The sequence below is a fragment of the Micromonospora sp. NPDC051924 genome, from assembly GCF_055586005.1.
In genome coordinates, this window is sequence record NZ_JBVJJA010000019.1 from 97,668 (window position 1) to 121,087 (window position 23,420).

Consider the following 23,420-nt stretch of genomic DNA (forward strand, 5'->3'; position numbering starts at 1 on the left):
TCAGCCGGCGGCGGGCCCGGGAGCGCCGGGGTCCGCCGCCCCGCGCTTCGCGGGCTCGCCGCGGGCCGCGCGCACGGCGTCCCGGTGCTCGCGCATCGAGGCCACCATGTCGGTCATGAACCGGTGCACGACCGCGAGTTCCTCGTCGGTGTACCGGGCCATCACGTCGTCGGTGCGCCGGCCGAGTGGGGCGAAGAAGCTGCGGGCCAGCTCGGCGCCCCGGTCGGCGTAGTGCAGGAAGACCTTGCGCCGGTCGGCGGTGTCCCGGTCGCGGCGGATGTGGCCGGCCCGTTCCAGCCGGTCGATCAGCGCCGTCACCGAGCCGGAGGAGAGGTTGAGCCGCTCCCCCAGCCGCCCCGGGGTGATCGGGTCACCGACCAGCTCGGCGTCCATCACGGCGATCAGCGCGTGCAGGTCGGTGGCGTTGAGCCCGTGCAGGCCGGCGAACGCGTGCCCGATGTGCTGCGCGTCCACCGAGTAGCGCCGCAGGTCGTTGGTGATGTCCGCGATCATCCGTCCGCGCGGGTCGTCCCGCCGCCGGTACATGCCGTGCGCTGCCACGTCTCGTCGATGCCCCCTGTCCGAGCTGTCCGGTTGCAGCATAGAGCCTCCGCCGATAATCTCGCTCATCAAGATACTCGTCTGCCGAGAATGATGGGCATCCCCATGTCACTGTTCACCCGCGTCGCCCGGGGCCGGCTGGCCGCCTGGCTCACCGTGGCCGCCGCACTCGTCGTGGGGGCGGTCGTCTTCGGGCTGCCCCGGCCCGCCAACCCCGACCCCGTCTCCGCCACCGGCCTCTCCGTCGAGTGGCAGTCCACCCAGGTCGAGCGCCTCCAGGACCAGCTGCCCTCCAGCGACGTCCAGCCCGCCGTGGTCGTGGTCAGCCGCGCCGACAGGGCACCGCTGAGCGAGGCCGACCGGGCCACCCTGGCCGGCGCGTCGGGCACGCTCGGCCGGCTCGCGGTCGGCGGCCGGGTCGCCCCGGCCCAGCTCTCCCCCGACGGCACGGTCGCGCTCGTCGCCGTACCGCTGTCCACCACCGGCGGCCAGCAGGCCGTGGTCGACGAGGTCACCCGACTCCGGGCCGCGCTGGCCGACCTGCCCGACGCGCTGACCGTGCAGGTGACCGGCGCGCCCGCCTTCACCGCCGACCTCACCAAGGTGTTCGAGGGCGCCGACATCACCCTGCTCGCGGTCACCGCCGCGGTGGTGGCGCTGCTGCTCCTGGTCACCTACCGCAGCCCGTTCCTGTGGATCGTGCCGCTGCTCGTGGTCGCCGCGACCGAGCAGGTCACCCTGCGTGCCGTGGACACCATCGTCCCGGCGCTCGGCATCCACCTGCAGGACGGCCAGGTCACCGGCATCGCCAGCGTCCTCGTCTTCGGCGCGGCCACCGACTACGCCCTGCTGCTGATCGCCCGCTACCGGGAGGAGCTGCGCCATGCGGAGGACCGGTTCACCGCGATGCGGGCGGCCCTGCGCCGGACCGCCGAACCGATCCTGGCCAGCGGCTCCACCGTCGTCCTCGGCGTGCTCACCCTGCTGCTGTCCGAGCAGGAGACCAACCGGGCGCTCGCGGTGGCCTGCGCCACCGGCGTCGTGCTCGCCATGCTCTCCGCGCTGTTCGTGCTCCCCGCCGCCCTGGTGCTCTTCGGTCGGGGGCTGTTCTGGCCGTTCGTACCCCGGCTCGGTGCCGCGGCGCGCGAGGGCCGGATCTGGGGTCGGCTGGGCGCCGCGGTGATCCGCCGCCCGGCACCGGTCGCGGCGCTGGCCACGCTGCTGCTGGCCGGCCTGGCCCTGGGCGGTCTCGGGATCCGCACCGGGCTGTCGGAGACCGAGCAGTTCCGGGCGAAGCCGGAGGCGGTGGCCGGCGCGGAGACCCTGGCCCGGGCCTTCCCGGCCGGGACCACCCAGCCGGTGGCGGTGCTCACCAACCCCGGCGCCGCACCGGCCGTGCTGGCCGCCGCCGGCGCGATCGACGGGGTGGCCGCCGCCCGGCCCGGCCCGGCCGGCGAGCGGGTCGCCCAGGTCGACGTGGTGCTCGACGCCGAGCCCGGCACCGCCGCCTCCGATCGGGCCGTCGCGGCCCTGCGGGACGCGGTCGCCGCGGTGCCGGACTCCGCCCCGCCCGCGGTCGCGGGCGCCGACGCCCCACCGGGCGCGGTGGTCGGCGGTACGGTCGCCGCCACGTACGACGCGGAGCGGGCGAACACCCGGGACCTGCGGCTGATCCTGCCGATCATCCTGCTGCTCGTCGGTGCCGTGCTGGTGCTGCTGCTGCGCGGCCTGGTCGCCCCGGTCCTGCTGGTGCTGACCGTCATCGGGTCGTTCTTCGCCAGCCTGGGTGCGGCGTGGCTGCTCTTCGACCACGTGCTGGGCTTCCCGGCGCTGGACAGCGGGGTGCTGCTGCTCGCCTTCGTGTTCCTGGTGGCCCTGGGCGTGGACTACAACATCTTCCTGGTCACCCGGGCCCGGGAGGACGCCCGCCGGAGCGGCACCCGGGACGGCATGCTCTCCGCGCTGCGGGTCACCGGCGGGGTGATCACCAGCGCCGGGGTGCTGCTCGCGGCGGTCTTCGCCGTGCTCGGCGTTCTCCCGCTGATCACGCTCACCCAGATCGGGATCATCGTCTGCGTCGGGGTGCTGCTGGACACCCTGCTGGTCCGAACGGTGCTCGTGCCCGCCCTGGCCTTCCTGCTCGGGGACCGGTTCTGGTGGCCGAGCCGGGTCCGGCGCGAGCCCGACATCCCGGCCGCCGGGGACGCGGCTGCGGCGGAGCCGGTCGGCGCCCGGGACTGAGCCGGCCCCCCGGACGACGGGGCCCCGGCGGTCGCCCGCCGGGGCCCCTGCCGCGTCAGCGGCTCAGAAGGCGCCCACGCCGTTGGGGGTGCCGAGGCCGCTCGGGCCGTCCCAGCCGGTACGGGCGGTGCACCACTGGCTGGTGGGGCAGGTGCCGTTGCTGCCGGAGGTGACGTCGAACAGCGAGCCGGTGTGGCTGTACGGGTAGTTGTTGTCGATCGAGGCGGCGTTGCCGGCCAGCCCGTACACCCCGGCGATCACCGGGGCGGCGACGCTGGTCCCGCCGAACACCAGCCAGCCGGACAGCCCCTGGTAGGCGGTGCTGTCGTAGACCGCGACGCCGGTGTTCGGGTCGGCGACGGCGGACACGTCGGCCACCGCCCGCTTGGCGCAGCCGGTGCCCACGGAAGCCTGCCCGGCGAGCGCCGTGTTGTACGCCGAGCAGCCGCTGCCCGCGCCCTTCCACACCGTCTCGGTCCAGCCGCGGGTGCTGGTGGACCGGGTCAGCGAGGTGCCGCCGACCGCGGTGACGTAGTGCGAGGAGGCCGGGTACTCGACGCCGTAGCCGGCGTCACCCGAGCTGACGGTGATCGCGACGCCCGGGTGGTTGAAGTACGAGCCGTAGGTGGCGTCGGACGCGTCCGAGCCCCCGTAGCTGTTGCTGATCACGTTTGCCCCGAGCTGGGCGGCCTTGTTCTCCGCGGCGCCGAGGTTGGCGAAGGAGTTGGTCTTCGCCTCGACCAGCAGGATCTTGCAGTTGGGGCAGATCGCGGAGGCCATGTCGAGGTCTAGCGAGATCTCCTGCGCCCAGCCGCCGTCCTTGCGCGGGTAGGCGGTCCCGCCGTTCTGGTCGACCTTGCGGAAGCAGCCGTTGGCGGTGGTGCACGGCGGCAGGCCGTACTGGCTGCGGTAGACGGCGAGGTCCGACTCGGCGGTCGGGTCGTCGAACGCGTCGACGATCGCGATCGTCTGCCCGGCGCCCGCGGTGGAGGACGGGAGCTTGTAGGCGGACTGGAGGTCGGCCGGCCCGTAGCCGGAGGGGGTGGCGTTGGGGGTCACGCCGCCCTTGAGGGGGGTGGTGTCGGTGCGCACGACGGCGTGGCAGGAGGCGCTGCCGGCCACCGGCGCGGGGCAGGAGTGGAGGGTGGCGTGGGTGACGCCGGTCGGGGACTGGGCCTGGGCGGGATTGGCGAGGGTCAGCCAGGACGTGGCGGCGGTGGCCGCGACGGCGAGGCCGGCCATGCGACGGGTGACGCGCATGTGGCTCTCCAAAAGGAAGGAGGAAGGAAGAGCTGACCTGCGCGGAAGCGTAAGCCCGTTGCCCCGGGCAAGCAATGGAAGTTGATCGATCGCGACCGCAGCGTTTTCGGCCGCCGGAGTGTTACCCGACAACGCCGCCGGGTGTGTCTCCTGTCACGCGACCACCCGACTTCCCCGCTCGGGTCGGAGCGGTGCGGGCACTGCCGCGTACGCTAGGAAGCCGACCAGCAGCAGGGGTCGTCCCCTCCCGGCACCGGCCGACCGGAGATCACCGCCGTCCCACCGGGGCGACCGTCGCGGCGACCGGGCGGCACCGGCGGGGACGACGGGCCCCTGCGCCGCCCTGGCAGGTCGGCATCCGCTCCCGCCCCTGGTGGGGCCGGCGTGCCAGCCGCCGGACCGGTCGGCACCGCAGTTACGGCAGAGATCCGGGTGCGCCCCGGGGGTGACCCCGGCCCGTGCCCCGGCAACCGCAGACAGGAGTATGGAGGGTATGCAGCTACGCACCGACCTCCGCAACGTCGCCATCATCGCCCACGTCGACCACGGCAAGACGACCCTGGTCGACGCCATGTTGCGGCAGGCCGGCGCCTACGGCGCCCGCGGTGAGGTCACCGAGCGGGTCATGGACTCGATGGACCTCGAGCGGGAAAAGGGCATCACCATCCTGGCCAAGAACACCGGCGTGCGGTACCTGCCGGCGGATGGTTCCGACCCGGTCACCATCAACATCATCGACACCCCGGGCCACGCCGACTTCGGCGGCGAGGTCGAGCGCGGCCTGACCATGGTCGACGGGGTGGTGCTGCTGGTCGACGCCAGCGAGGGCCCACTGCCGCAGACCCGCTTCGTGCTCCGGAAGGCCCTCAAGGCCCGGCTGCCGATCATCCTGGTGATCAACAAGGTGGACCGCCCGGACGCCCGGATCAAGGAGGTCGTGGACGACACCTACGAGCTCTTCCTCGACCTGGACGCCGACGAGGAGCAGATCGACTTCCCGATCGTCTACGCCTGCGCCCGCGACGGCATCGCCTCGCTGACCCAGCCGGCCGACGGCGCGGTGCCCAGCGACAGCCACAACCTGGAGCCGCTGTTCCGCACCCTGCTGGACACCATCCCGGCCCCGGCGTTCGAGGAGGACGCACCGCTGCAGGCGCACGTCACCAACCTGGACGCCTCGCCGTTCCTCGGCCGGCTGGCGCTGTGCCGGGTCCGGCAGGGCACCATCAGCAAGGGCCAGACCGTGGCCTGGTGCCGCACCGACGGCAGCACCCAGCGGGTCCGCATCTCCGAGCTGCTGATGACCGAGGGCCTGGAGCGCAAGCCCGCCGACTCCGCCGGCCCCGGCGACATCATCGCCGTCGCCGGCATCCCGGAGATCATGATCGGCGAGACGCTCGCCGACGCGGAGGACCCGGTCCCGCTGCCGCTGATCACCGTCGACGAGCCGGCGATCTCGATGACCATCGGCACCAACAACTCGCCGCTGGTCGGCCGGGTCAAGGGCGCCAAGGTCACCGCCCGCATGGTCAAGGACCGGCTCGACAAGGAGCTGGTCGGCAACGTCTCGCTGCGGGTGCTGCCCACCGAGCGTCCGGACGCCTGGGAGGTGCAGGGCCGCGGCGAGCTGGCCCTGGCCATCCTGGTCGAGCAGATGCGCCGCGAGCAGTACGAGCTGACCGTCGGCAAGCCGCAGGTGGTCACCAAGGAGATCGACGGCAAGACCTGCGAGCCGGTCGAGCGGCTGACCATCGACGCCCCGGAGGAGTACCTGGGCGCGATCACCCAGCTCCTCGCGACCCGCAAGGGCCGGATGGAGCAGCTGGTCAACCACGGCACCGGCTGGATCCGGATGGAGTGGCTGGTGCCGGCGCGCGGCCTGATCGGCTTCCGCACCGAGTTCCTCACCGAGACCCGGGGCACCGGCATCCTGCACCACGTCTTCGAGTCGTACGAGCCGTGGTTCGGCGAGCTGCGCACCCGCAACAACGGCTCCCTGGTCGCCGACCGCACGGGCAGCGTCACCGCGTTCGCGATGACCAACCTCCAGGAGCGCGGCCAGCTCTTCGTCGAGCCGGGCACCGAGGTGTACGAGGGCATGATCGTCGGTGAGAACTCCCGCTCCGACGACATGGACGTCAACATCACCAAGGAGAAGAAGCTCACCAACATGCGGTCGTCGACCGCGGACGAGACCGAGAAGCTGATCCCGCCGCGCAAGCTGTCGCTGGAGCAGGCCCTCGAGTTCTGCCGCGAGGACGAGTGCGTCGAGGTGACCCCGGCCGCGGTCCGCATCCGCAAGGTCGTGCTGGACCAGACCCAGCGGGCCCGTACCGCCGCCCGCCGCAAGCACGCCGGCTGACCCCGCACCCCTGGCACCCCATCCCGGAGCCCGGCCCGCCCACCCGGCGGCCGGGCTCCCCCCTTTCCCCTTGGCCCACCCTCGCCGGCCCGCGCCGTTGATCATGAAGTTGGCGGCAGTTGCGGAGATCGACTTCGCCGTCAAGTTCATGATCGACCAAGCGACCGCGGGGGCCGGGGGGGCGACCGAGGGGGTCAGGGGGTCTTGGTGGCCTGGAGGGCGAGGACGTCGGGGAGGGGGCCGGGGGCGGACTCCACGACGCGGGTCAGGGTGAGGCCGGCCGTGGTGACCGCGTTCAGCAGGTCGGCCAGGGGCAGGTGCCAGGCGCCCACCCGGGCACGGACCCCGGTGGAGTTCCAGGAGCGGAACGTGCGCTCCCGTTCGGCGTAGCCGCCATCGACCACGATCCGGCCCGGGTCGGAGCGGTCCGCGAACGCGCCGACGTAGCACGGGTGCACGCCCACGTGGACCAGCCGGCCGCCCGGCGCGAGCACCCGGGCCGCCTCGGCGACCACCGCCGGATAGTCCGGCAGGTCGGTGTGGGCGAGCACGCAGGCCACGGCCGGCACCGCGGCGTCCGGCAGGGGCAGCGCGCCGGCGTCGGCGCGGACCACCGGCAGCCGGCTCCGCGCGTGGCGCAGCTGACCGGCGGACAGGTCCACCCCGACCGGGCTCCAGCCGAGCCGGCGCAGCTCGGCGACGTGCGCCCCGGTGCCGCAGCACAGGTCCAGGCACCGGCCGGGGCCGGCGCCCAGCAACTGCGCCAGCAGCGTACGCACCCGGTCGCTGTAGCCGGCGGCCGTGGTCGTGACGTAGTCCTCGTACCAGTCGGCGATGGCGTCGTACGCGGGGATCGTCATCTCCGCACGCTAGACCGGCCACCCGCCGGACCGCAGCCCCGCCGCCGCCGATGATCCGCTACGGTCACCGGCATGACCTGGGAGGATCTCGACGCGCACCTCGACAAGGTGCCCGGCACCGTCTCCGCGTACGTGGGGCGGCCGGGCGCCGGGCCGACCTGGACCCGGCTGCCCGACGCCACCCACTACGCCGCCAGCACCATGAAGGTCGGCGTGCTGGTGGCGCTGCACCGCGCCGCCGAGGCCGGCCGGCTCGACCTGGACGCACCGGTTCCGGTGCGCAACGAGTTCGACTCCGCGCTGCCCGGGGCGCCCCGGTTCACCTGCGCCCAGCACTACGACAACGACGACGCGGTCTGGGCGCGCGTCGGCGACACCGCGCCGCTGCGCTGGCTCGCGCAACGGATGATCGTCCGGTCCAGCAACCTGGCCACCAACATCTGCATTGGACAGGTCGGGCTGCCGGCGGTGGCCGAGGTGTGGGCCCTGGCGGGCGCCCGGCACAGCGTCACCGGCCGGGGCATCGAGGACTTCGCCGCCCGCGAGGCGGGCATCACCAATCTGGTCACCGCCGCCGACCTGGCCGCCCTGCTCGGCGCGCTGGCGCTGGGCGCGCAGCGACCCGGCCCGCTCGCCGCCCCGGCCGCCTGCGCGGCCATGCTGGACGTGCTCCTCGCTCAGGAACACCGGGAGGACCTCGCCGCCGGCCTGCCCGAGGGCACCCGGATCGCACACAAGAACGGCTGGGTACACGGGGTCCGGCATGGCGCCGGGGTGGTCTTTCCCGACGACGCGCCGGCGTACGCGATCGTCGCCTGCACCACCACCGACCTGGCCGACGGCGGCCCGAGCGGCGAGGACGAGGACGACGCCTGCCGGCTCATCGCCGACATCTCGGCCCGGGTCTGGGCGGTCCGACACGACCTGGCCGGCTGACCGCCGCCGCCGGCCGGGGCGACCCGGCCGGCGGCGCCCTCAGTCCAGCAGGTTCGCCCGCAGCGCGGCGACCGTCCCGTCGGTCACCCCCAGGCCCGCACGCAGGTACGCCTCGAACGACCCGTACACCCGCCGCACCTCGTCGTACGCGGCGTCCAGGTAATCCGGCCGCACCTCCAGCAGCGGACGCGCGGTCGCCGGGTCCAGGTCCGGCCGCTGGCGGGTCATCCCGGCGAGCAGCACCTCGCGCAGGCTCTCGGTCAACTCGTTGTGCCGCAGGTAGTCCGCGCGGATCGTCGCCTCGTCCACGCCCAGCGCGGTCAGCAGCACCACCGACAGCCAGCCGGTGCGGTCCTTCCCGGCCGAGCAGTGAAACAGCAGCGGCAGGTTCCCCGCGTCGGCGGCCAGCCGGACCGCCGCCCCGAACCCGGCCCGCGCCGACTCCCCGGTGACGAACCACCGGTAGATCGCGCACATCGCCGCCGGCATGCCCTCCCGGGCCAACTCCTCGTACGCGGCCAGGTCGTGGCCGAGCAGCACCGCCGAGACGTACGTGAACACCGGGTGGGCCGGGTCGTACACCGGCAGGTGCACCACCCGCGGCTCGCCGGCCAGGCGGTCCGGCGGGGCGACCTCCTGCTCGGTGGCGTGCCGCAGATCCACCACACAGGCCGGCGCCAGCTTGCCCAGCACCGGCAGGTCCTCGTCGGTGAGCCGGCCCAGCGCGGCAGTGCGGATCAGCCGGCCGGCCCGTACCCGCCAGCCCCCGCCGGCCGGCAGTCCGCCCAGGTCACGGGCGTTCGGCGCACCCACCAACGCCCAGTTCCGTCCCATCATCGGCCCTCCCCTGTCGCCGGCCACCTGCATATAGGGTGCCGGACATGACGATCGCCGCGGTACGCACCCACCGGCTCTCCGCCCCCTTACACACCCCGTTCGTCACCGCGCTGCGCCGCACCACCACGGTGGACACCCTGGTCGTCGAGGTGGTCGACGGCGACGGGCGGTCCGGGTTCGGCGAGGCCCCGCAGGTCTGGCAGGTGACCGGGGCGTCGATCGCCGGCGCCGAGGCGTGCGTCCGCGACCTGCTCGCGCCCCGGCTCATCGGACGAGACGCCGACGACCTGAACGCCCGCTGCGCCGAGGTGAGCCGGGCGGTGGCCGGCAACGAGTCGGCCAAGGGCGCGGTCGACGTCGCCCTGCACGACCTGGCCGCGCGGCGGCTCGGCGTACCCCTGGTGCGGCTGCTCGGCGGCACCGCGCTGCGCGTCCCGACGGACGTCACCCTCGCGGCCGGCGACGCGGTGGACCTGGCCGCGGCCGCCCGGCAGCGCCAGGCCGAGGGCTTCACCGTGCTCAAGCTGAAGGTCGGCACCGACGCCCGGGGCGACCTCGACCGGGTCCGCGCGGTCCGGGCCGCGGTCGGGCCGGAGGTGCGCATCCGGCTGGACGCCAACCAGGGTTGGACGCCGCGCGAGGCGGTCCGGGTGATTCGCGGCATCGAGGACGCCGGGCTCGACGTCGAACTGGTCGAGCAGCCGGTCCACCGCCGGGACCTGGACGGGCTGGCCTGGGTCAGCGACCGGGTCGACCTGCCGGTCCTCGCCGACGAGTCCGTCTTCGACCTGCGCGACCTGGTCGAGGTGATCCGCCGCCGGGCCGCCGACATGGTGAACGTCAAGCTGGCCAAGTGCGGCGGCCTGCGCCCCGCCCGGACGCTGCTCGACCTGGCCGCCGCCCACGGCATGGGCACCATCGTCGGCTCGATGATGGAGAGCCCGGTCGGCGTGAGCGCCGCGGCCAGCCTGGTCGCCGCCTACGGCACCAGCGCGGTCTCCGACCTGGACGCCGCCTGGTGGCTGGCCCGGTCGCCGGTCGGCGGCGGCATCCGGTACGACGGCGCCATGGTCGCGCTCCCGGACGCCCCGGGCCTCGGCATCATCGACGTGAATGAAGCAAACATTCAGGCCACAGGTTGAGCGCCGTTGGATTTTTTCATAGGGTCGGCGCAGAGTGCCCGAGATGGGGGTGGACGTGGAACTGCAACCCGACCGCGAGGCCGTCGTCCGGGTCCCGGTGGCGACCCTCTGGACCGCTCCCGAGGCGGTCCGGCCCGTCGACCGCCCCGCCCTGACCGACACCGCCGACGTCGCCGCCTGGGTCGGCGGCCTGGACCACGACCAGCAGGTCGGCGACTGCGTGCTCAGCCAGCTGCTGCTCGGCGAGCGGGTGCTCGTCACCGAGCTGCGCGCCGACGGGTGGGCGCACGTCGTCGCCCTCGAACAGCCCGCCGCCAAGCACGACCCCCGGGGCTACCCCGGGTGGCTGCCCGCCGTCCAGCTCACCGCCCCGCCGGAACCCGGTTCGGCGGCCGCCCCGCTGGTCGTGGACGCCACGCACACCACGCTGCGCGCCGCCCCGGACGGCCCGGTGGCCCTGCGCGGGGTCGTCCTCGGCACCCGCCTCGCCTCGGCCGGCCGACCGACCGACGGCTGGCGGCCGGTCCACGCGCCCGGTCACGTCGAGCCGCTCTGGGCCCCCGAGGGCGACCTGGTCCCGCTGCCCGCCGAACGACCGGAGGTCAAGGAGACGCTCGCGGTCGCCGAGCGGCTGCGCGACCTGGCCTACATCTGGGGCGGCCTCTCCACGTACGGCATCGACTGCTCCGGCCTGGTGCACCTGGCCTGGCGGCGGTACGGGCTGATTCTCCCCCGGGACGCCGACGACCAGGCCGAGGCGACCACGCCGCTGGCGCTGGACTCCGAGCGCCCCGGCGACCTCTACTTCTTCGCCCGCCCGGGCCGGCGGATCCACCACGTCGGCATCGTCAGCGCGGAGCCGCACGGCGACCGCCGGCGGATGCTGCACGCCTGCTACCGGCAGCGCCGGGTGGTGGAGGAGCAGCTCCCCGAGGACCGGCTGGCCACCCTCGTCGGCGCGCACCGCGTCGGCTGACCCGCTACGCGCGAAGGGGCGCTCCCGACCACGGGAGCGCCCCTTCGCGTCGTGCGGTCAGTGCCGGGCCTCGGCCAACTCGCGGCGCCGGTCCCGGGAGGACTTGACCAGGCTTGCCGCGGTGGCGATCGCCAGGGTGCCGAGGATGACGGCCAGCGAGAGCCAGATCGGGATGTGCGGGGCCCAGGCCACGTGCTCGCCGCCGTTGACGAACGGCAGGTTGTTGTCGGCGAGGGCCTCCAGGACCAGCTTGACCCCGATGAAGCCGAGCACCACGGCCAGGCCGTAGCTCAGGTAGATCAGCCGGTCCAGCAGCCCGCCGAGCAGGAAGTAGAGCTGGCGGAGACCCATCAGCGCGAAGACGTTCGCGGTGAAGACCAGGTACGGCTCCTGGGTGATGCCGAAGATCGCCGGGATCGAGTCGAGGGCGAAGATCAGGTCGGTGGTGCCGATCGCGATCATCACGATCAGCATCGGGGTGAAGAGTCGCCGCCCGTTCTCGTGCGTGGTCATCCGCGCCCCGTCGAACTCGCGGGACAGCGGCAGCGCCTTGCGGCTCCACCGGATCAGCAGGTTCTCGCTGAACTCGTCCTCGTCCGGCTCGCCCTGCCGGGCCAGGTTGACCGCCGTGTAGATCAGGAACGCGCCGAAGATGTAGAACACCCAGGAGAACTGGGAGATCAGCGCGGCGCCGGCGGCGATGAAGCCACCCCGCATGACCAGCGCCAGCAGGATGCCGACCAGCAGCACCTTCTGCTGGTACCTCCGAGGCACCCCGAACCGGGCCATGATGATCACGAAGACGAAGAGGTTGTCCACCGAGAGGCTGTACTCGGTGAGCCACCCGGTGTAGAACTGGCCGGCCACACTGGGCCCCGAGGTGAGCCAGAGGCCCGCGCCGAACAGCAGCGCCAGCCCGACGTAGAAGCCGACCCAGAGGCTCGACTCACGGACACTCGGCTCATGCGGGCGGCGACCGATGATGAAGAGGTCGGCAAGCAGGACCGCCGTCAGCGCGACGAGAGTCCCGGCCCACACGTATCCGGACACGTTCAAAATCCATCCTCCGGCAGACACACAGCGTCGGGCACACCGTACGCCGGGTGAGCGGCCGGGGTGCGTCGACGCTGACTCTGGTGACTGTCGGAGGTCTCTTCCGCCAGCGGCCCGAGACTCCGGGACCACCAACCGACGGAGCCGGGTCGTGCTACCGGGGGCCGGCGCTCTTCCGTGCTGACGACTCCGTCGCGGGGGAATACTCCCCTCCTCGGCCGCCATTGTTCACCATCCGGCCCGGTCGGCGCATCTCCGGGGGCCCGGATTGATGAGGGAATCACTTTCTGACGTGGCAAGGCCCGCATCCCGTAGCGCTTCCTAGGAGGCTGGGTGAGCGGCCGGCGGGCGCGCGGCGACGCCAGACTCCGCGCCCACCACCACGACCCGACGGGCCAGCCAGGCCCGCACCGCGGGGCCCCGGGTGGCTGTGGCCGGAGGCCGGCGTGCGAGGCTGCGGGCATGGTTCTTGAGGTCGCGCTGATCGACGTAACCCCCGGGCACGAGGACGACTTCGCCGCCGCGTACGCGCAGGCCCGCTCGATCCTGGCCGGGACCGAGGGCTGCCGTTCGGTACGGATGACCCGGGGCGTGGAGTCGCCGTCCCGGTTCGTGCTGCTGGTGGAGTGGGACTCGGTCGAGGCGCACGACGTCAACTTCCGGCAGAGCGACCGCTTCCCGCAGTGGCGGGGGCTGATCGGCCCGTTCTTCGCCGGCCCGCCGCTGGTCGAGCACTTCGTCGACGTGGCGGCCTGAGCTGTCGTACCCCTGTCCTAGCGTGACGCCGACGCGCCGGCCGCCGGTCCCGACGGACATCGGGGGCGCCGGGCCTGGCGGCCGCGCGCGCTGAGAAGGCCATTGCGCTCGCCGCGCGGGCCCGGTTGGCTGCGGATCATGGATCGGGTCGCCCTGGTGCCGGCGTGAGCCGGCGGATCGGCATCGGCGCGGCGGTCGCCCGCGCGCTCGCGGCGGACGGGTGGCGGCTGACGCTGACCGGCCTGCCCGGCTACGACGACGCCCAGCCCTACGGCGGCGACCCGGACGGGGTGCCGGCGCTCCTCGCCGAGCTGGGCGGCGACGTGCCCCACCTGGCATCACGGTGAACTGCCTCAACCCCGGGCCGACCGACACCGGCAACGCCGACCCGGACCAGCTGGCCGGGGTCGCCCGGCTCTTCCCGGGCGGCCGGTGGGGCACCCCGGAGGACGCCCGGCTGGTCCGCTTCCTCTGCTCCGCCGATGCCGCCTGGATCACCGGCCAGGCGATCGACTCCGAGGGCGGCTTCCAGCGGCACCGCTGACCCGCGGCCGGAGTCAGCCCGGCTCGGGAACCTCGGTGTCGCGGGGTTCGCGGGGCCGGGGCACCAGCGCCGGGCCCAGCCGCCGGCCGAGCCGCTCGACGGTCTCCTCCGCCGACAGCGCCGCCGCCGCCAGCCAGTCGATCAGCCGCTCGTAGCGGGCGATGTCGGCCTCGGCGACCAGCCTCAGGTCGGCGGTGAGGGTCTCCACCAACACGGTGCGCGGATCCGCCGGATCCGGGTGGGCGTAGTAGGCGAAGGCGGCCAGCGGGTGCACCCCGCCGTGCGGCGCGGCGTCACGGGACAGCAGCCGGACGGTGACGTGCGGGCGCTCGGCGAGGGCGAGCAGGTGTCGCAACTGGTCCCGCCAGACGTCGTCCGGGGTGCCGCCGGGGTCGCAGACCCGCTCGTCGAGCAGCGAGGTGTACTGCGGCGGGTCGGGCCGGCGCAGCACCTCCTGCCGCACGGCGCGGGCCCGGACGTCGGCCTCCACGTCCACGCCGTCGCAGAGCAGCGACCCGGCGGCCACCCGCAGACGGGCGTACGCCGGGGTCTGCAGCAGCCCGGGCACGACGGCGGGTTGGTATTCCACGATGCGCGCGGCGCCCGCCTCCAGCTCGGCGTACGCCCGCTGCCGCTCGCCCATCTCACCCAGCGCCTTGGACCAGCCGCGACCGGTGGCGGCGTCCCGGGCGATGACGATCAGCTCGGTACGCTGCTCGGGCGGCACCTCGAAGACGTCCAGCAGGTCGAGCACGTCGGCCAGGTCGGGGCGGCTCTGGCCCAGCTCGATGCGGGACAGCTTGGACGTGGACGCCCACCCGAGGCGGGCACAGACCTGCTCGAGGGTGAGCGACTGCCGGTGACGCAGCCGGCGCAGCTCCGCGCCGAGCCGGGCCCGCCGGACGACAGGACTTGCTGACAACGGCATGCGAGCCTCCCGGAGGGAGAGTACGCACGACCATCACGCTGGGCAATACCTCGATTGCTCAGTGCGATCAGCCGAGGCCGCCGGGGCCGGTGCGCCGCGGTGCCCGGGCCCCGGCTCACGGTCGGGGTGCCGCGCGGCGCCCCGGCTCACGGCCGGTACGTGCCGAAGGACCAGACCAGGCCCGCCGAGTCCCGGGCCACGTAGTCGCGCGAGCCGTAGTCAGTGTCGAAGGGCGGCCGGACGATCTCCGCGCCGGCCGCCCGGGCGCGCTCGTGGTGCTCGTCGACGTCGTCGACCGCCACGTAGAGGCGGTAGTCGTCGTCGGCCGGCCGGACCGCGGGAGCGGGTCCGGTGCCCAGCATGACGAGGTCGTCCCCGTAGCCGAGGTGGGCGTGCCGGACCGCGCCGTCCGGGCCCTCGTGCAGCCCGTGCAGGGTGAAGTCGAACGCGGACCGGAGGAAGTCGATGGCGGCACGCGCGTCGGGGTACCGCAGGACCGGGTAGATGCTTCGCATGCCCCGAGTGTGCCGGCGGGCCGGTCAGCCGGGATTGGACGAATGTGACCCCGGGCGGCCCAGCATCGCCGGGGTGCGGCCGGTGAACTCCCGGAACTCGCGGATCAGGTGCGACTGGTCGTAGTAGCCGCAGCGGGCGGCGAGCGCCGCCCAGCCCGTCCCCGCTCCCGCCGCCGCGTCGATCGGGTCCGCCAGGGACGCACCGGCCAGCTCGCGGCCGAGGGTCGCGTACGCGCGCTGGAAGCGCACCAGCCGGCCGACGGTCTTCGGTGGCAGGCCGAACTCCCGCCGGAACACCGTGGCCAGGTGCCGCCGGCTCCAGCCCACCTCGTCGGCCAGCGCACCGACCCCGACGGCTCCCCCGCTGCCGGCGAGCAGCCGCCACGCGCGCAGCAGCCGCCGGTCCACCGGCCCGGCGACGGCCAGCCGCTCGCCGAGGACGGCGTCCAGGCGGGCGAACCGCCGCGGCCAGTCGGGCACCGCGGCCAGGTCGTCACGGAGCCGGACCAGCCAGCGGTCGAGCCGCTCGACCGGCACGGCCCGATTGGCCAGCTCGCCCAGCGGCAGCCCGAGCAGCAGACGGGCGCCCGGCGGGGTCAGCAGCAGCTGCACCCCGACGCCCTCGCCCACCGTCCGCGTCGTGCAGTACGCGTCGAACGGACCGGCCACGAACGCGTTCACCCCGGACGCGCCTCGCGCGGCTGCCCGCGGGTCGGTGACGTCGAGCGGGGCGCCCCAGCCGAGGATCAGCACCACGAAGGCGCCGGCCACCTCGTGGCGGACCAGGGGGCGGGCGGCGTGCTCGCGGTAGCCGAGGTAGCGGTCCACGTACGGGCGCAACCGGGGGTCGGGCCGAGCGACGACCGCCTCGGTCACCATGCCGTCCTCCCGGTCGCCCGTCGGGTCACCGCACGCCGGCGGCGTCCATCCCGCGCAGTTCCTTCTTGAGGTCGGCCACCTCGTCCCGGATCCGGGCCGCGAGCTCGAACTGCAGCTCCCGCGCGGCGGCGAGCATCTGGTCGTTGAGCTCCTGGATGAGGTTGGCCAGGTCGGCCCGGGCCATCCCCTCCCGGGAAGGGGCGGCACCGCCCCGGGAACGGCTGCGGGTCTCCTTGACCGGGGCCTTGCCCCGGGAGAGCTGCCGGGCGGCGCCGCCGACCCGAGTGTTGTTCTCGGTGTCCTCGGCCTCGCGGTAGATGTCGTCGAGGATGTCGTGGATCTTCTTGCGCAGCGGCTCGGGGCTGATCCCGTGCGCCTCGTTGTGCGCGATCTGCTTGGCCCGCCGCCGGTTGGTCTCGTCGATCGCGGCCGCCATCGACGGGGTGATCTTGTCGGCGTACATGTGGACCTCGCCGGAGACGTTGCGGGCGGCCCGGCCGATGGTCTGGATCAGCGATCGGCCGCTGCGCAGGAAGCCCTCCTTGTCCGCGTCCAGGATCGCCACCAGGGAGACCTCGGGCAGGTCGAGGCCCTCGCGGAGCAGGTTGATGCCGACCAGCACGTCGTAGTCGCCCTTGCGCAGCTCGCGCAGCAGCTCCACCCGGCGCAGGGTGTCGACCTCGGAGTGCAGGTAGCGCACCCGGATGCCGTTCTCCAGCAGGTAGTCGGAGAGATCCTCGGCCATCTTCTTGGTCAGCGTGGTGACCAGCACCCGCTCGTCCCGCTCGGTACGCAGCCGGATCTCATGCATCAGGTCGTCGATCTGCCCCTTGGTGGGCTTCACCACGACCTGCGGGTCGACCAGGCCGGTGGGACGGATGACCTGCTCGACGTACTCACCCTGGGCCTGCTCCAGCTCCCACGAGCCGGGGGTGGCGGAGAGGAAGACCATCTGGCCGACCCGGTCGAGGAACTCGTCGAAGCGCAGCGGCCGGTTGTCGGCCGCGCTGGGCAACCGGAAACCGTGGTCGATCAGCATCCGCTTGCGGGACGCGTCGCCCTCGTACATGCCGCCGATCTGGGAGACCGTCTGGTGTGACTCGTCGATGACGGTGAGAAAGTCGTCGGGGAAGTAGTCGAGCAGGCAATGCGGCGGATCGCCCGGCTTGCGCCCGTCGATGTGCATCGAGTAGTTCTCGATGCCGGAGCAGAAGCCCACCTGCCGCATCATCTCGATGTCGTACGTGGTGCGCATCCGCAGCCGCTGCGCCTCCAGGAGCTTGCCCTGCCGCTCCAGCTCGGCGAGCCGCTCGCCCAGCTCGGTCTCGATGTCGCGGATCGCCCGCTCCATCCGCTCGGGGCCGGCCGCGTAGTGGGTGGCCGGGAAGATCAGCAGGTGGTCGACCTCGCGGACCACGTCCCCGGTCAGCGGGTTGAGGTAGTAGAGCTTCTCCACCTCGTCCCCGAACAGCTCGATCCGGACGGCCAGCTCCTCGTACGCCGGGATGATCTCCAGCGTGTCGCCGCGGACCCGGAAGGTGCCGCGCTGGAACGACATGTCGTTGCGGGCGTACTGGATGTCGACCAGGCGGCGCAGCAGCTGGTCGCGGTCGAGCTCCTGGCCGACCGCGACCCGGGCCGCGCGGTCCAGGTATTCCTCCGGCGTGCCCAGGCCGTAGATGGCCGAGACGGTCGCCACCACGATCACGTCGCGGCGGGTGAGCAGCGACATGGTCGCCGCGTGGCGCAGCCGCTCGACCTCCTCGTTGATCGAGGAGTCCTTCTCGATGTAGGTGTCGGTCTGCGGGATGTACGCCTCGGGCTGGTAGTAGTCGTAGTAGGAGACGAAGTACTCCACCGCGTTGTGCGGGAGCAGCTCCCGGAACTCCTTGGCCAGCTGGGCACAGAGCGTCTTGTTCGGCGCGAGCACCAGGGTGGGGCGTTGCACCCGCTCGACCAGCCACGCCGTGGTGGCGCTCTTGCCGGTGCCGGTCGCGCCGAGCAGCACCGTGTTGCGGTCGCCGCGCCGCACGCGCCGCTCCAGCTCGTCGATGGCCGCCGGCTGGTCGCCGGCCGGCTGGAACTCGCTGACGACCTGGAAGCGGCCGTCGAGCCGGGGAATGTCGAGCGCCATGACCTCAACGGTACGCCGAGGGTCCGACAGTTCCCGGCCGACCACGGAGGGTCCGTGATCGGCTTCGATATTCCCATTGTGGGCCACATCTCACCCGGCTACCCTCGTACCGTAGGCCGCTCGCGGCGGCCGACCGGGCCGGTGGCCGCCCTTCGGGGCCAGGCCGCCCCCGGCACCGGGGGTCGCAGCACCCGGGACGACCGGCGTGCGCACCCGAGGTGGTCGCGCTGGAGGCGCAGACCGGCCGCCGCGAGCGCCCCTGCTCGTCACCGGATCCCGGCCGCCGCGTTCTCCACTCGTGGAGACCTCCCCCGGACGCCGGCACCTCCCGGCACGCGACGCCACTCCGCCCCCGACCGACCGGACCGCCGCCGAGCCGGCCGACCTGCCCGCCCCGCCCGGCGGGGATGCCTCCGGCCCCCGCAGACGCCAGGTCGAAGGCTCCTCGGCCGCCCCGGAACGCCCGACCTCCGCCCGCCGCCGCGCCACCGGAGCACCCCCGACGCCGGGCACCGCCACCGGCCGCCGCCGCGCCACCGGAGCACCCCCGACGCCGGGCACCGCCACCGGCCGCCGCCGCGCCGCGGGCCGGGTCGCCGCAGCCGAGCCGGGGCGGAACCCGACCGCCAGCCACCGCCTCGCCGGGCTGCTCCGCCGGGCCACCGGGCGCGATCCCGGTCCTGATCCCGAGGTGACCGCGGAGATCGTGCCGCGCGAGGTGGGCCGGGGTCACCGGCGCGCCCGCCCCGCCACCGACGCCCCGGGCGGTCCGCGCCGGCGTCCCGCCGATCCGGCCGCGACCGCGGGCGAGGCGGGCGGCGGCGCCACCCACCCCGAGGAACCGGGCCTGGACGGTGCCGGCGACCCGCCGGAGCGGTCGACCCGGCGACGCGCCGTCCTCGTCGCGCTCGGCGTGACCGCGGCCGCCTCGGCGGCCGCGCTGGTCGCCGGGCTGCCACACTGGTCACCCGAGCCGGCCGATCCGGCCCGCCGGCTGACCGGGGGGGAGATCGAGCGGCTGTCGGCCATGCGGGTCACCAACCAGCGGGACGTCCGCACGGGCGTCCGCGTCTCGGTCGGCACCGGCGCGGCCCGCAGCGAGCTGGTCGGCTGGGTGGACTGGGCCCGAGCGCTGGTCTACCTGGACGTCGGCGGCCCGGGAGCGGGCGCCGAGCGCGGCCTGGTCCAGGCGACCGCGTCGACGGTGCTGGTCCGGCCCGCCCCCGCCGCGACGCCCAGCCCCGCCCCGCCCCCGCTGGTGCCCCCGGCCGATCGCTGGCGGCTGCGGGAACCACTCCCGACGGGCGGGGTGGCCGCCGTCCGCGACCTGCTGCTCGGCCTCCGCGCGGACCGGACCGACCTGGTGTCCGTCGGAGCGCGCTGGCGGGGCCGGGACACCATGGACGGCATCCCGGTCGACATCCTCGAGACCCCCTTCCCGGCGGACCCGGAGCCCGCTCCCGGCCGCGTCCGCCTCTGGCTCGACGGCGACGCCCGGCTGCACCGGCTCGAGGGCCGGCTGCCCGACGGCCGGCCGGTCACCGTGGAGCTGGCCCGCAGCGACCGGCCCACGCTCCACCCGGTGGCGGCGCTGGGCGGCCGCCCCGGGCTGCCGCGCGCCCTCACCGACGGCGAGGCCGGCCGGCTGGCCCGGCTCCCCGCCCGGCTGCGGGCGCTCCGGGGCGCCACGGTGACCCTGACCGCCCCGCTCGACCCGACCGCCAACCTGCGCGCCGCCGGCTGGCTGAGCTGGACCCAGTCCGCCGCGTACCTGGCGGTGGGCGAGGCCGACACCCCCGGACGCCGCACCCTGCTGCGGTGGCGGGCCGGGCGGGTGGCCCGGGTGGAGGTCCCGGCCGGCCCGGCGGCCGAGTCACCGGCGTTGCCGCCGCTGCCCTTGCCGGCCGGGCTCACCTGGCCGGCTGCCCGACCACCCGGGGACGACCTGGAGCGGCTGCTGGCCGCCGCGCTGCGCGCCGGCGCCACCCCCGCCCCGGCGCGGTCGGCGGTCCGGCTGCGGGGCGACCGAGCGGCCGGCCGCACCGTGGACGTCATCGAGGTACGCACCGGCGGCACGGCGCTGCGCTACTGGGTCGACCGGGACGGGCTGCTGCGCCGGCTCGAGCTGCGGACCGGGCGGGGCGTCTGGGCGCAGCTCGACCTCAGCCCCGGCCGGATGCCGGCGCTGCCCGGCGCGGGTGGGCCGGCCGCGGCGAAGCCGGGACGCCGTTGAGGCGGGGTCAGGGCCGCCAGCCGGTCTGCGCGGCCCACTCCTCGGCGCGCAGGTGTTCCTCGTCGAACCAGGGGTCCTTCAACGTCCCGTACGTGGCGCTGTCCGGCGCGGCGGCGACCAGCTCGCGTTTGACCTGCAGAAAGGCGGCCCGCTGGGCGGGGTCGGCGCGAAGGTGGTCGCGCATCAGCAACGCGTACCGCCAGCCGGGCGAGCCGGCGACGCGCAGGTGCAGGTTCACCGGACGGGCCGGGTCGGCGCTGCCGTGCAGCCGCTTCTCCCAGCAGGCGCTCCCGGCCGGGCGCGGGTTGTCCCACCAGTCGCCGGGCCGCCGGGGGAAGCCGGCGTCGGCGAGCCGCTCGGCCAGCGGCCCGTCGGCCTCCGCCATCGACGACACGGTGAGCTGGATGTCGATGACGTCCTTCACGGCCAGCCCGGGCACCGCGGTGGAGCCGATATGGTCGACCCGCACGTCCGCGCCGGCCGCGTGCCGGATCCGGGCGGCCAGCCGGGCGTACTGCTGGGGCCAGGTCGGGTCGGGCTCGGTGAGCACCAGCCGCTCGGGCCGGACCGCGTGGCGCTCGCGGACGTTGCGCTCGTAGGGCAGCAGGCGGTCGTGCCAGAGCCCGTCCACCGCCGCGTGCAGCTCGTCGAGCGTGCCGTCGTTGATCAGCAGCACGTCCGCCGCCGCCTCCCGGCGGGCGTCGTCGGCCTGCGCGGCGATCCGTCGCTCGGCCTCCGCGCGGTCCATGCCCCGGTCCCGGGTCAGCCGCGCCAGCCGGGTGGCCACCGCCGTCTGCACCACGACCACCAGGTGGTACGTGGCCGCGAGCCCCACCTCCACCAGCAGCGGCACGTCGTTCACCACCACCGCGTCCGGGCGCGCCGCGGCGGCCAGCTCGGCGGAACGGGCACGGACCCGAGGGTGGGTGATCGCCTCCAGCCGGCGGCGGGCGGCCTCGTCGCCGAAGACCAGCGCGCCCAGCGCCGCCCGGTCCAGCGCCCCGTGCGGGTCGAGCACCCGGTCGGAGAAGGCGTCGACGATCTCGGCCAGCCCCTCGCTGCCCGGGGCGACCACCTCGCGGGCGATCCGGTCGGAGTCGATGAGCACGGCACCGAGTGCGGAGAGCCGGTTCGCCACCGCGCTCTTGCCCGACCCGATCCCCCCGGTCAAACCCACCTTCAGCACGCGACCAGTCAACCCGATCGGCGCGTCGCCCGCCAAACCGGGCACCGGTCCGCGTCGGCGCGACGGCGCGACGGTCCGACGCCGGGCCCCGGACACGCGAGGGCCCCGCCCCCGGCGGCCCGGTGGAACCGGATCGCGGGGGCGGGGCCCTCGTGGTCGGCGACGGCTCCGCTGTGGCGTCAGACGCGCCGAGCGGAAGTCGTCACGGGGTCACTTGCCGCCGGCGAGCTTCTCCCGCAGCGCGGCGAGCGCCTCGTCGGTGGCCAGGGTGCCGGCCGGCTCCTCGGCCTGACGGCTCGGAGCCGTGGTCGAGGTGGTGGTGCCGGACACCGCCGGAGCCGGGTTGGCAGCGGCCTCGGCGTCGGCGGCCCGGGAGGACTGCACCTGCTTGGTGTGGGCCTCCCAGCGCTGACGAGCCTCGGCGTACTGGTTCTCCCAGGTCTCCCGCTGCTTGTCGTAGCCCTCGAGCCACTCGCCCGTCTCCGGGTCGAAGCCCTCCGGGTAGATGTAGTTGCCCTGGTCGTCGTAGGTCGCGGCCATGCCGTAGAGGGTCGGGTCGAAGTGCTCCTCGCCCTCGACGAAGCCCTCGTTGGCCTGCTTGAGCGACAGCGAGATCCGACGACGCTCGAGGTCGATGTCGATGACCTTGACCATGACCTCGGAGCCGACCTGGACAACCTGCTCCGGGATCTCCACGTGGCGCTCGGCCAGCTCGGAGATGTGGACCAGACCCTCGATGCCGTCGTCCACCCGGACGAAGGCGCCGAACGGCACGAGCTTGGTGACCTTACCCGGCACGATCTGCTGGATCGCGTGGGTGCGGGCGAACTGACGCCACGGGTCCTCCTGGGTCGCCTTCAGCGACAGCGAGACCCGCTCGCGGTCCAGGTCGACGTCCAGGACCTCGACCTCGACCTCCTGGCCCACCTCGACGACCTCGGACGGGTGGTCGATGTGCTTCCAGGACAGCTCGGAGACGTGCACCAGGCCGTCCACGCCGCCCAGGTCGACGAACGCGCCGAAGTTGACGATCGAAGAGACAACGCCCTTACGGACCTGGCCCTTCTGCAGCTTGTTGAGGAACTCGGTGCGCACCTCGGACTGCGTCTGCTCCAGCCACGCCCGGCGGGACAGGACCACGTTGTTGCGGTTCTTGTCCAGCTCGATGATCTTGGCTTCGAGCTCGCGCCCGACGTACGGCTGCAGGTCGCGCACCCGCCGCATCTCGACGAGCGAGGCGGGCAGGAAGCCGCGCAGGCCGATGTCGAGGATGAGACCACCCTTGACGACCTCGATGACCGAGCCGCGGACGACGCCGTCCTCGTCCTTGATCTTCTCGATCGTGCCCCAGGCCCGCTCGTACTGCGCCCGCTTCTTGGAGAGGATCAGGCGACCCTCCTTGTCCTCCTTCTGGAGGACGAGGGCCTCGATGTGGTCACCGACCGAGACGACCTCGGCGGGGTCCACGTCGTGCTTGATCGACAGCTCGCGAGAGGGGATCACGCCCTCGGTCTTGTAGCCGATGTCGAGCAGGACCTCGTCCCGGTCGACCTTGACGACGGTGCCTTCGACAATGTCGCCGTCGTTGAAGTACTTGATGGTCTCGTCGATCGCGGCGAGGAAAGCTTCCTCGGAGCCGAGGTCGTCGACGGTGACCTTGTTGGCGCTCGAGGTGGCCTCGATGCTGCTCGTCATGTGGGCGGTTGCTCCGGTCGGATGTGGTTGTCACAGCAGGCGTGGGCGTCGCGGTGACTCAGTCCGCGCCAGCGGATCCGTCGCCGGGCACACCGAACGATCGCCCGTGAGAAGATCATTGGTGGCTCCGGTGACCGCGCACCTGCTCCCTGCCGAGGCACACGATCCGCGAGCGCATCGTCTAGCCTACCCGCTGCATTACCACAGCGTGCAAGCCCTCCCGGGTCTCCGCCGGCTCGCCAGTTGCGAAAGCGGAGATTTTGCGCGGTAAGGGGCCACGCCTGTCTCGTCCGTCACATTGGTCACTCCACCCACATGCGTC

20 protein-coding genes are annotated in these 23,420 nt (G+C 74.0%); 9 read left to right on the forward strand and 11 right to left on the reverse strand.

All coding sequences use genetic code 11. The features are described from left to right. On the reverse strand, positions 1-546 hold the full coding sequence (locus ACZ6S5_RS17310) for a MarR family transcriptional regulator (protein WP_466001506.1): 546 nt from the start codon (positions 544-546) through the stop codon (positions 1-3). Between the two features lie 120 nt (positions 547-666). On the opposite strand from ACZ6S5_RS17310, the gene ACZ6S5_RS17315 reads away from it, so the two are divergent. Further along, positions 667-2,802 (forward strand): MMPL family transporter, encoded by a 2,136-nt coding sequence (locus ACZ6S5_RS17315; RefSeq protein ID WP_466001439.1) that lies wholly within the window; start codon positions 667-669, stop codon positions 2,800-2,802. Positions 2,803-2,865: 63 nt separating this feature from the next. On the opposite strand, the gene ACZ6S5_RS17320 is transcribed toward ACZ6S5_RS17315, so the two are convergent. Beyond that, complete coding sequence (locus ACZ6S5_RS17320) at positions 2,866-4,062, reverse strand: S53 family peptidase (protein ID WP_466001441.1); 1,197 nt, start codon at positions 4,060-4,062, stop codon at positions 2,866-2,868. Between the two features lie 493 nt (positions 4,063-4,555). Here ACZ6S5_RS17320 and typA point away from each other — a divergent pair, with 493 nt between their 5' ends. Beyond that, positions 4,556-6,424, forward strand: coding sequence for a translational GTPase TypA (typA, locus tag ACZ6S5_RS17325; RefSeq protein ID WP_466001443.1), 1,869 nt, complete (start codon positions 4,556-4,558; stop codon positions 6,422-6,424). 194 nt (positions 6,425-6,618) lie between these two features. Here typA and ACZ6S5_RS17330 read toward each other — a convergent pair whose 3' ends face one another. Continuing rightward, a complete protein-coding gene (locus ACZ6S5_RS17330; protein WP_466001445.1) occupies positions 6,619-7,284 on the reverse strand; it encodes a class I SAM-dependent methyltransferase in 666 nt (221 codons plus the stop codon). Between the two features lie 72 nt (positions 7,285-7,356). Between ACZ6S5_RS17330 and ACZ6S5_RS17335 the strand changes: the two genes are divergently transcribed. Beyond that, positions 7,357-8,220: a serine hydrolase gene (locus tag ACZ6S5_RS17335; RefSeq protein WP_466001447.1), complete on the forward strand. Its 864-nt coding sequence runs from the start codon at positions 7,357-7,359 to the stop codon at positions 8,218-8,220. Positions 8,221-8,259: 39 nt separating this feature from the next. Here ACZ6S5_RS17335 and ACZ6S5_RS17340 read toward each other — a convergent pair whose 3' ends face one another. Further along, entirely contained in the window at positions 8,260-9,057 is a 798-nt protein-coding gene (locus ACZ6S5_RS17340; RefSeq protein ID WP_466001449.1) for a tyrosine-protein phosphatase, read from the reverse strand. A gap of 44 nt (positions 9,058-9,101) precedes the next feature. Between ACZ6S5_RS17340 and ACZ6S5_RS17345 the strand changes: the two genes are divergently transcribed. Together ACZ6S5_RS17345 and ACZ6S5_RS17350 are read left to right on the forward strand one after the other, a co-directional pair. Continuing rightward, positions 9,102-10,199 (forward strand): mandelate racemase/muconate lactonizing enzyme family protein, encoded by a 1,098-nt coding sequence (locus tag ACZ6S5_RS17345; protein ID WP_466001451.1) that lies wholly within the window; start codon positions 9,102-9,104, stop codon positions 10,197-10,199. Positions 10,200-10,242: 43 nt separating this feature from the next. Further along, complete coding sequence (locus ACZ6S5_RS17350) at positions 10,243-11,175, forward strand: C40 family peptidase (protein ID WP_466001453.1); 933 nt, start codon at positions 10,243-10,245, stop codon at positions 11,173-11,175. A 57-nt stretch (positions 11,176-11,232) separates the two neighbouring features. Here ACZ6S5_RS17350 and ACZ6S5_RS17355 read toward each other — a convergent pair whose 3' ends face one another. Further along, on the reverse strand, positions 11,233-12,231 hold the full coding sequence (locus tag ACZ6S5_RS17355; RefSeq protein ID WP_466001455.1) for a TerC family protein: 999 nt from the start codon (positions 12,229-12,231) through the stop codon (positions 11,233-11,235). Between the two features lie 459 nt (positions 12,232-12,690). On the opposite strand from ACZ6S5_RS17355, the gene ACZ6S5_RS17360 reads away from it, so the two are divergent. The 3 genes from ACZ6S5_RS17360 to ACZ6S5_RS17370 all read left to right on the forward strand — a co-directional run bounded on the left by ACZ6S5_RS17360 (position 12,691) and on the right by ACZ6S5_RS17370 (position 13,528). Then, on the forward strand, positions 12,691-12,984 hold the full coding sequence (locus tag ACZ6S5_RS17360; protein ID WP_466001457.1) for an antibiotic biosynthesis monooxygenase family protein: 294 nt from the start codon (positions 12,691-12,693) through the stop codon (positions 12,982-12,984). A 164-nt stretch (positions 12,985-13,148) separates the two neighbouring features. Continuing rightward, on the forward strand, positions 13,149-13,331 hold the full coding sequence (locus tag ACZ6S5_RS17365) for a hypothetical protein (RefSeq protein WP_466001459.1): 183 nt from the start codon (positions 13,149-13,151) through the stop codon (positions 13,329-13,331). Then, entirely contained in the window at positions 13,328-13,528 is a 201-nt protein-coding gene (locus tag ACZ6S5_RS17370; protein ID WP_466001461.1) for an SDR family oxidoreductase, read from the forward strand. Before ACZ6S5_RS17365 ends, ACZ6S5_RS17370 begins: the two co-directional genes overlap by 4 nt. 13 nt (positions 13,529-13,541) lie before the next feature. On the opposite strand, the gene ACZ6S5_RS17375 is transcribed toward ACZ6S5_RS17370, so the two are convergent. From ACZ6S5_RS17375 to uvrB, 4 genes are all read right to left on the reverse strand, one after another. Next, positions 13,542-14,456 (reverse strand): helix-turn-helix domain-containing protein, encoded by a 915-nt coding sequence (locus ACZ6S5_RS17375; RefSeq protein WP_466001463.1) that lies wholly within the window; start codon positions 14,454-14,456, stop codon positions 13,542-13,544. Between the two features lie 146 nt (positions 14,457-14,602). Further along, a complete protein-coding gene (locus tag ACZ6S5_RS17380) occupies positions 14,603-14,971 on the reverse strand; it encodes a VOC family protein (RefSeq protein ID WP_466001465.1) in 369 nt (122 codons plus the stop codon). Between the two features lie 24 nt (positions 14,972-14,995). Continuing rightward, the gene (locus ACZ6S5_RS17385) at positions 14,996-15,850 is read right to left on the reverse strand and encodes an AraC family transcriptional regulator (RefSeq protein ID WP_466001467.1); all 855 of its coding nucleotides are present in this window, start codon (positions 15,848-15,850) and stop codon (positions 14,996-14,998) included. A gap of 25 nt (positions 15,851-15,875) precedes the next feature. After that, positions 15,876-17,984 (reverse strand): excinuclease ABC subunit UvrB, encoded by a 2,109-nt coding sequence (gene uvrB / locus ACZ6S5_RS17390; protein ID WP_466001469.1) that lies wholly within the window; start codon positions 17,982-17,984, stop codon positions 15,876-15,878. Positions 17,985-18,282: 298 nt separating this feature from the next. Between uvrB and ACZ6S5_RS17395 the strand changes: the two genes are divergently transcribed. Continuing rightward, positions 18,283-20,217: a hypothetical protein gene (locus tag ACZ6S5_RS17395; protein WP_466001471.1), complete on the forward strand. Its 1,935-nt coding sequence runs from the start codon at positions 18,283-18,285 to the stop codon at positions 20,215-20,217. 7 nt (positions 20,218-20,224) lie between these two features. Here ACZ6S5_RS17395 and coaE read toward each other — a convergent pair whose 3' ends face one another. Together coaE and rpsA are read right to left on the reverse strand one after the other, a co-directional pair. Beyond that, positions 20,225-21,403 carry a dephospho-CoA kinase gene (coaE, locus tag ACZ6S5_RS17400; protein ID WP_466001473.1) on the reverse strand — a complete coding sequence of 393 codons (1,179 nt, stop codon included), beginning with the start codon at positions 21,401-21,403 and terminating at the stop codon, positions 20,225-20,227. A 210-nt stretch (positions 21,404-21,613) separates the two neighbouring features. Continuing rightward, positions 21,614-23,098: a 30S ribosomal protein S1 gene (gene rpsA, locus ACZ6S5_RS17405; RefSeq protein WP_466001475.1), complete on the reverse strand. Its 1,485-nt coding sequence runs from the start codon at positions 23,096-23,098 to the stop codon at positions 21,614-21,616. Positions 23,099-23,420 lie beyond the last annotated feature (322 nt).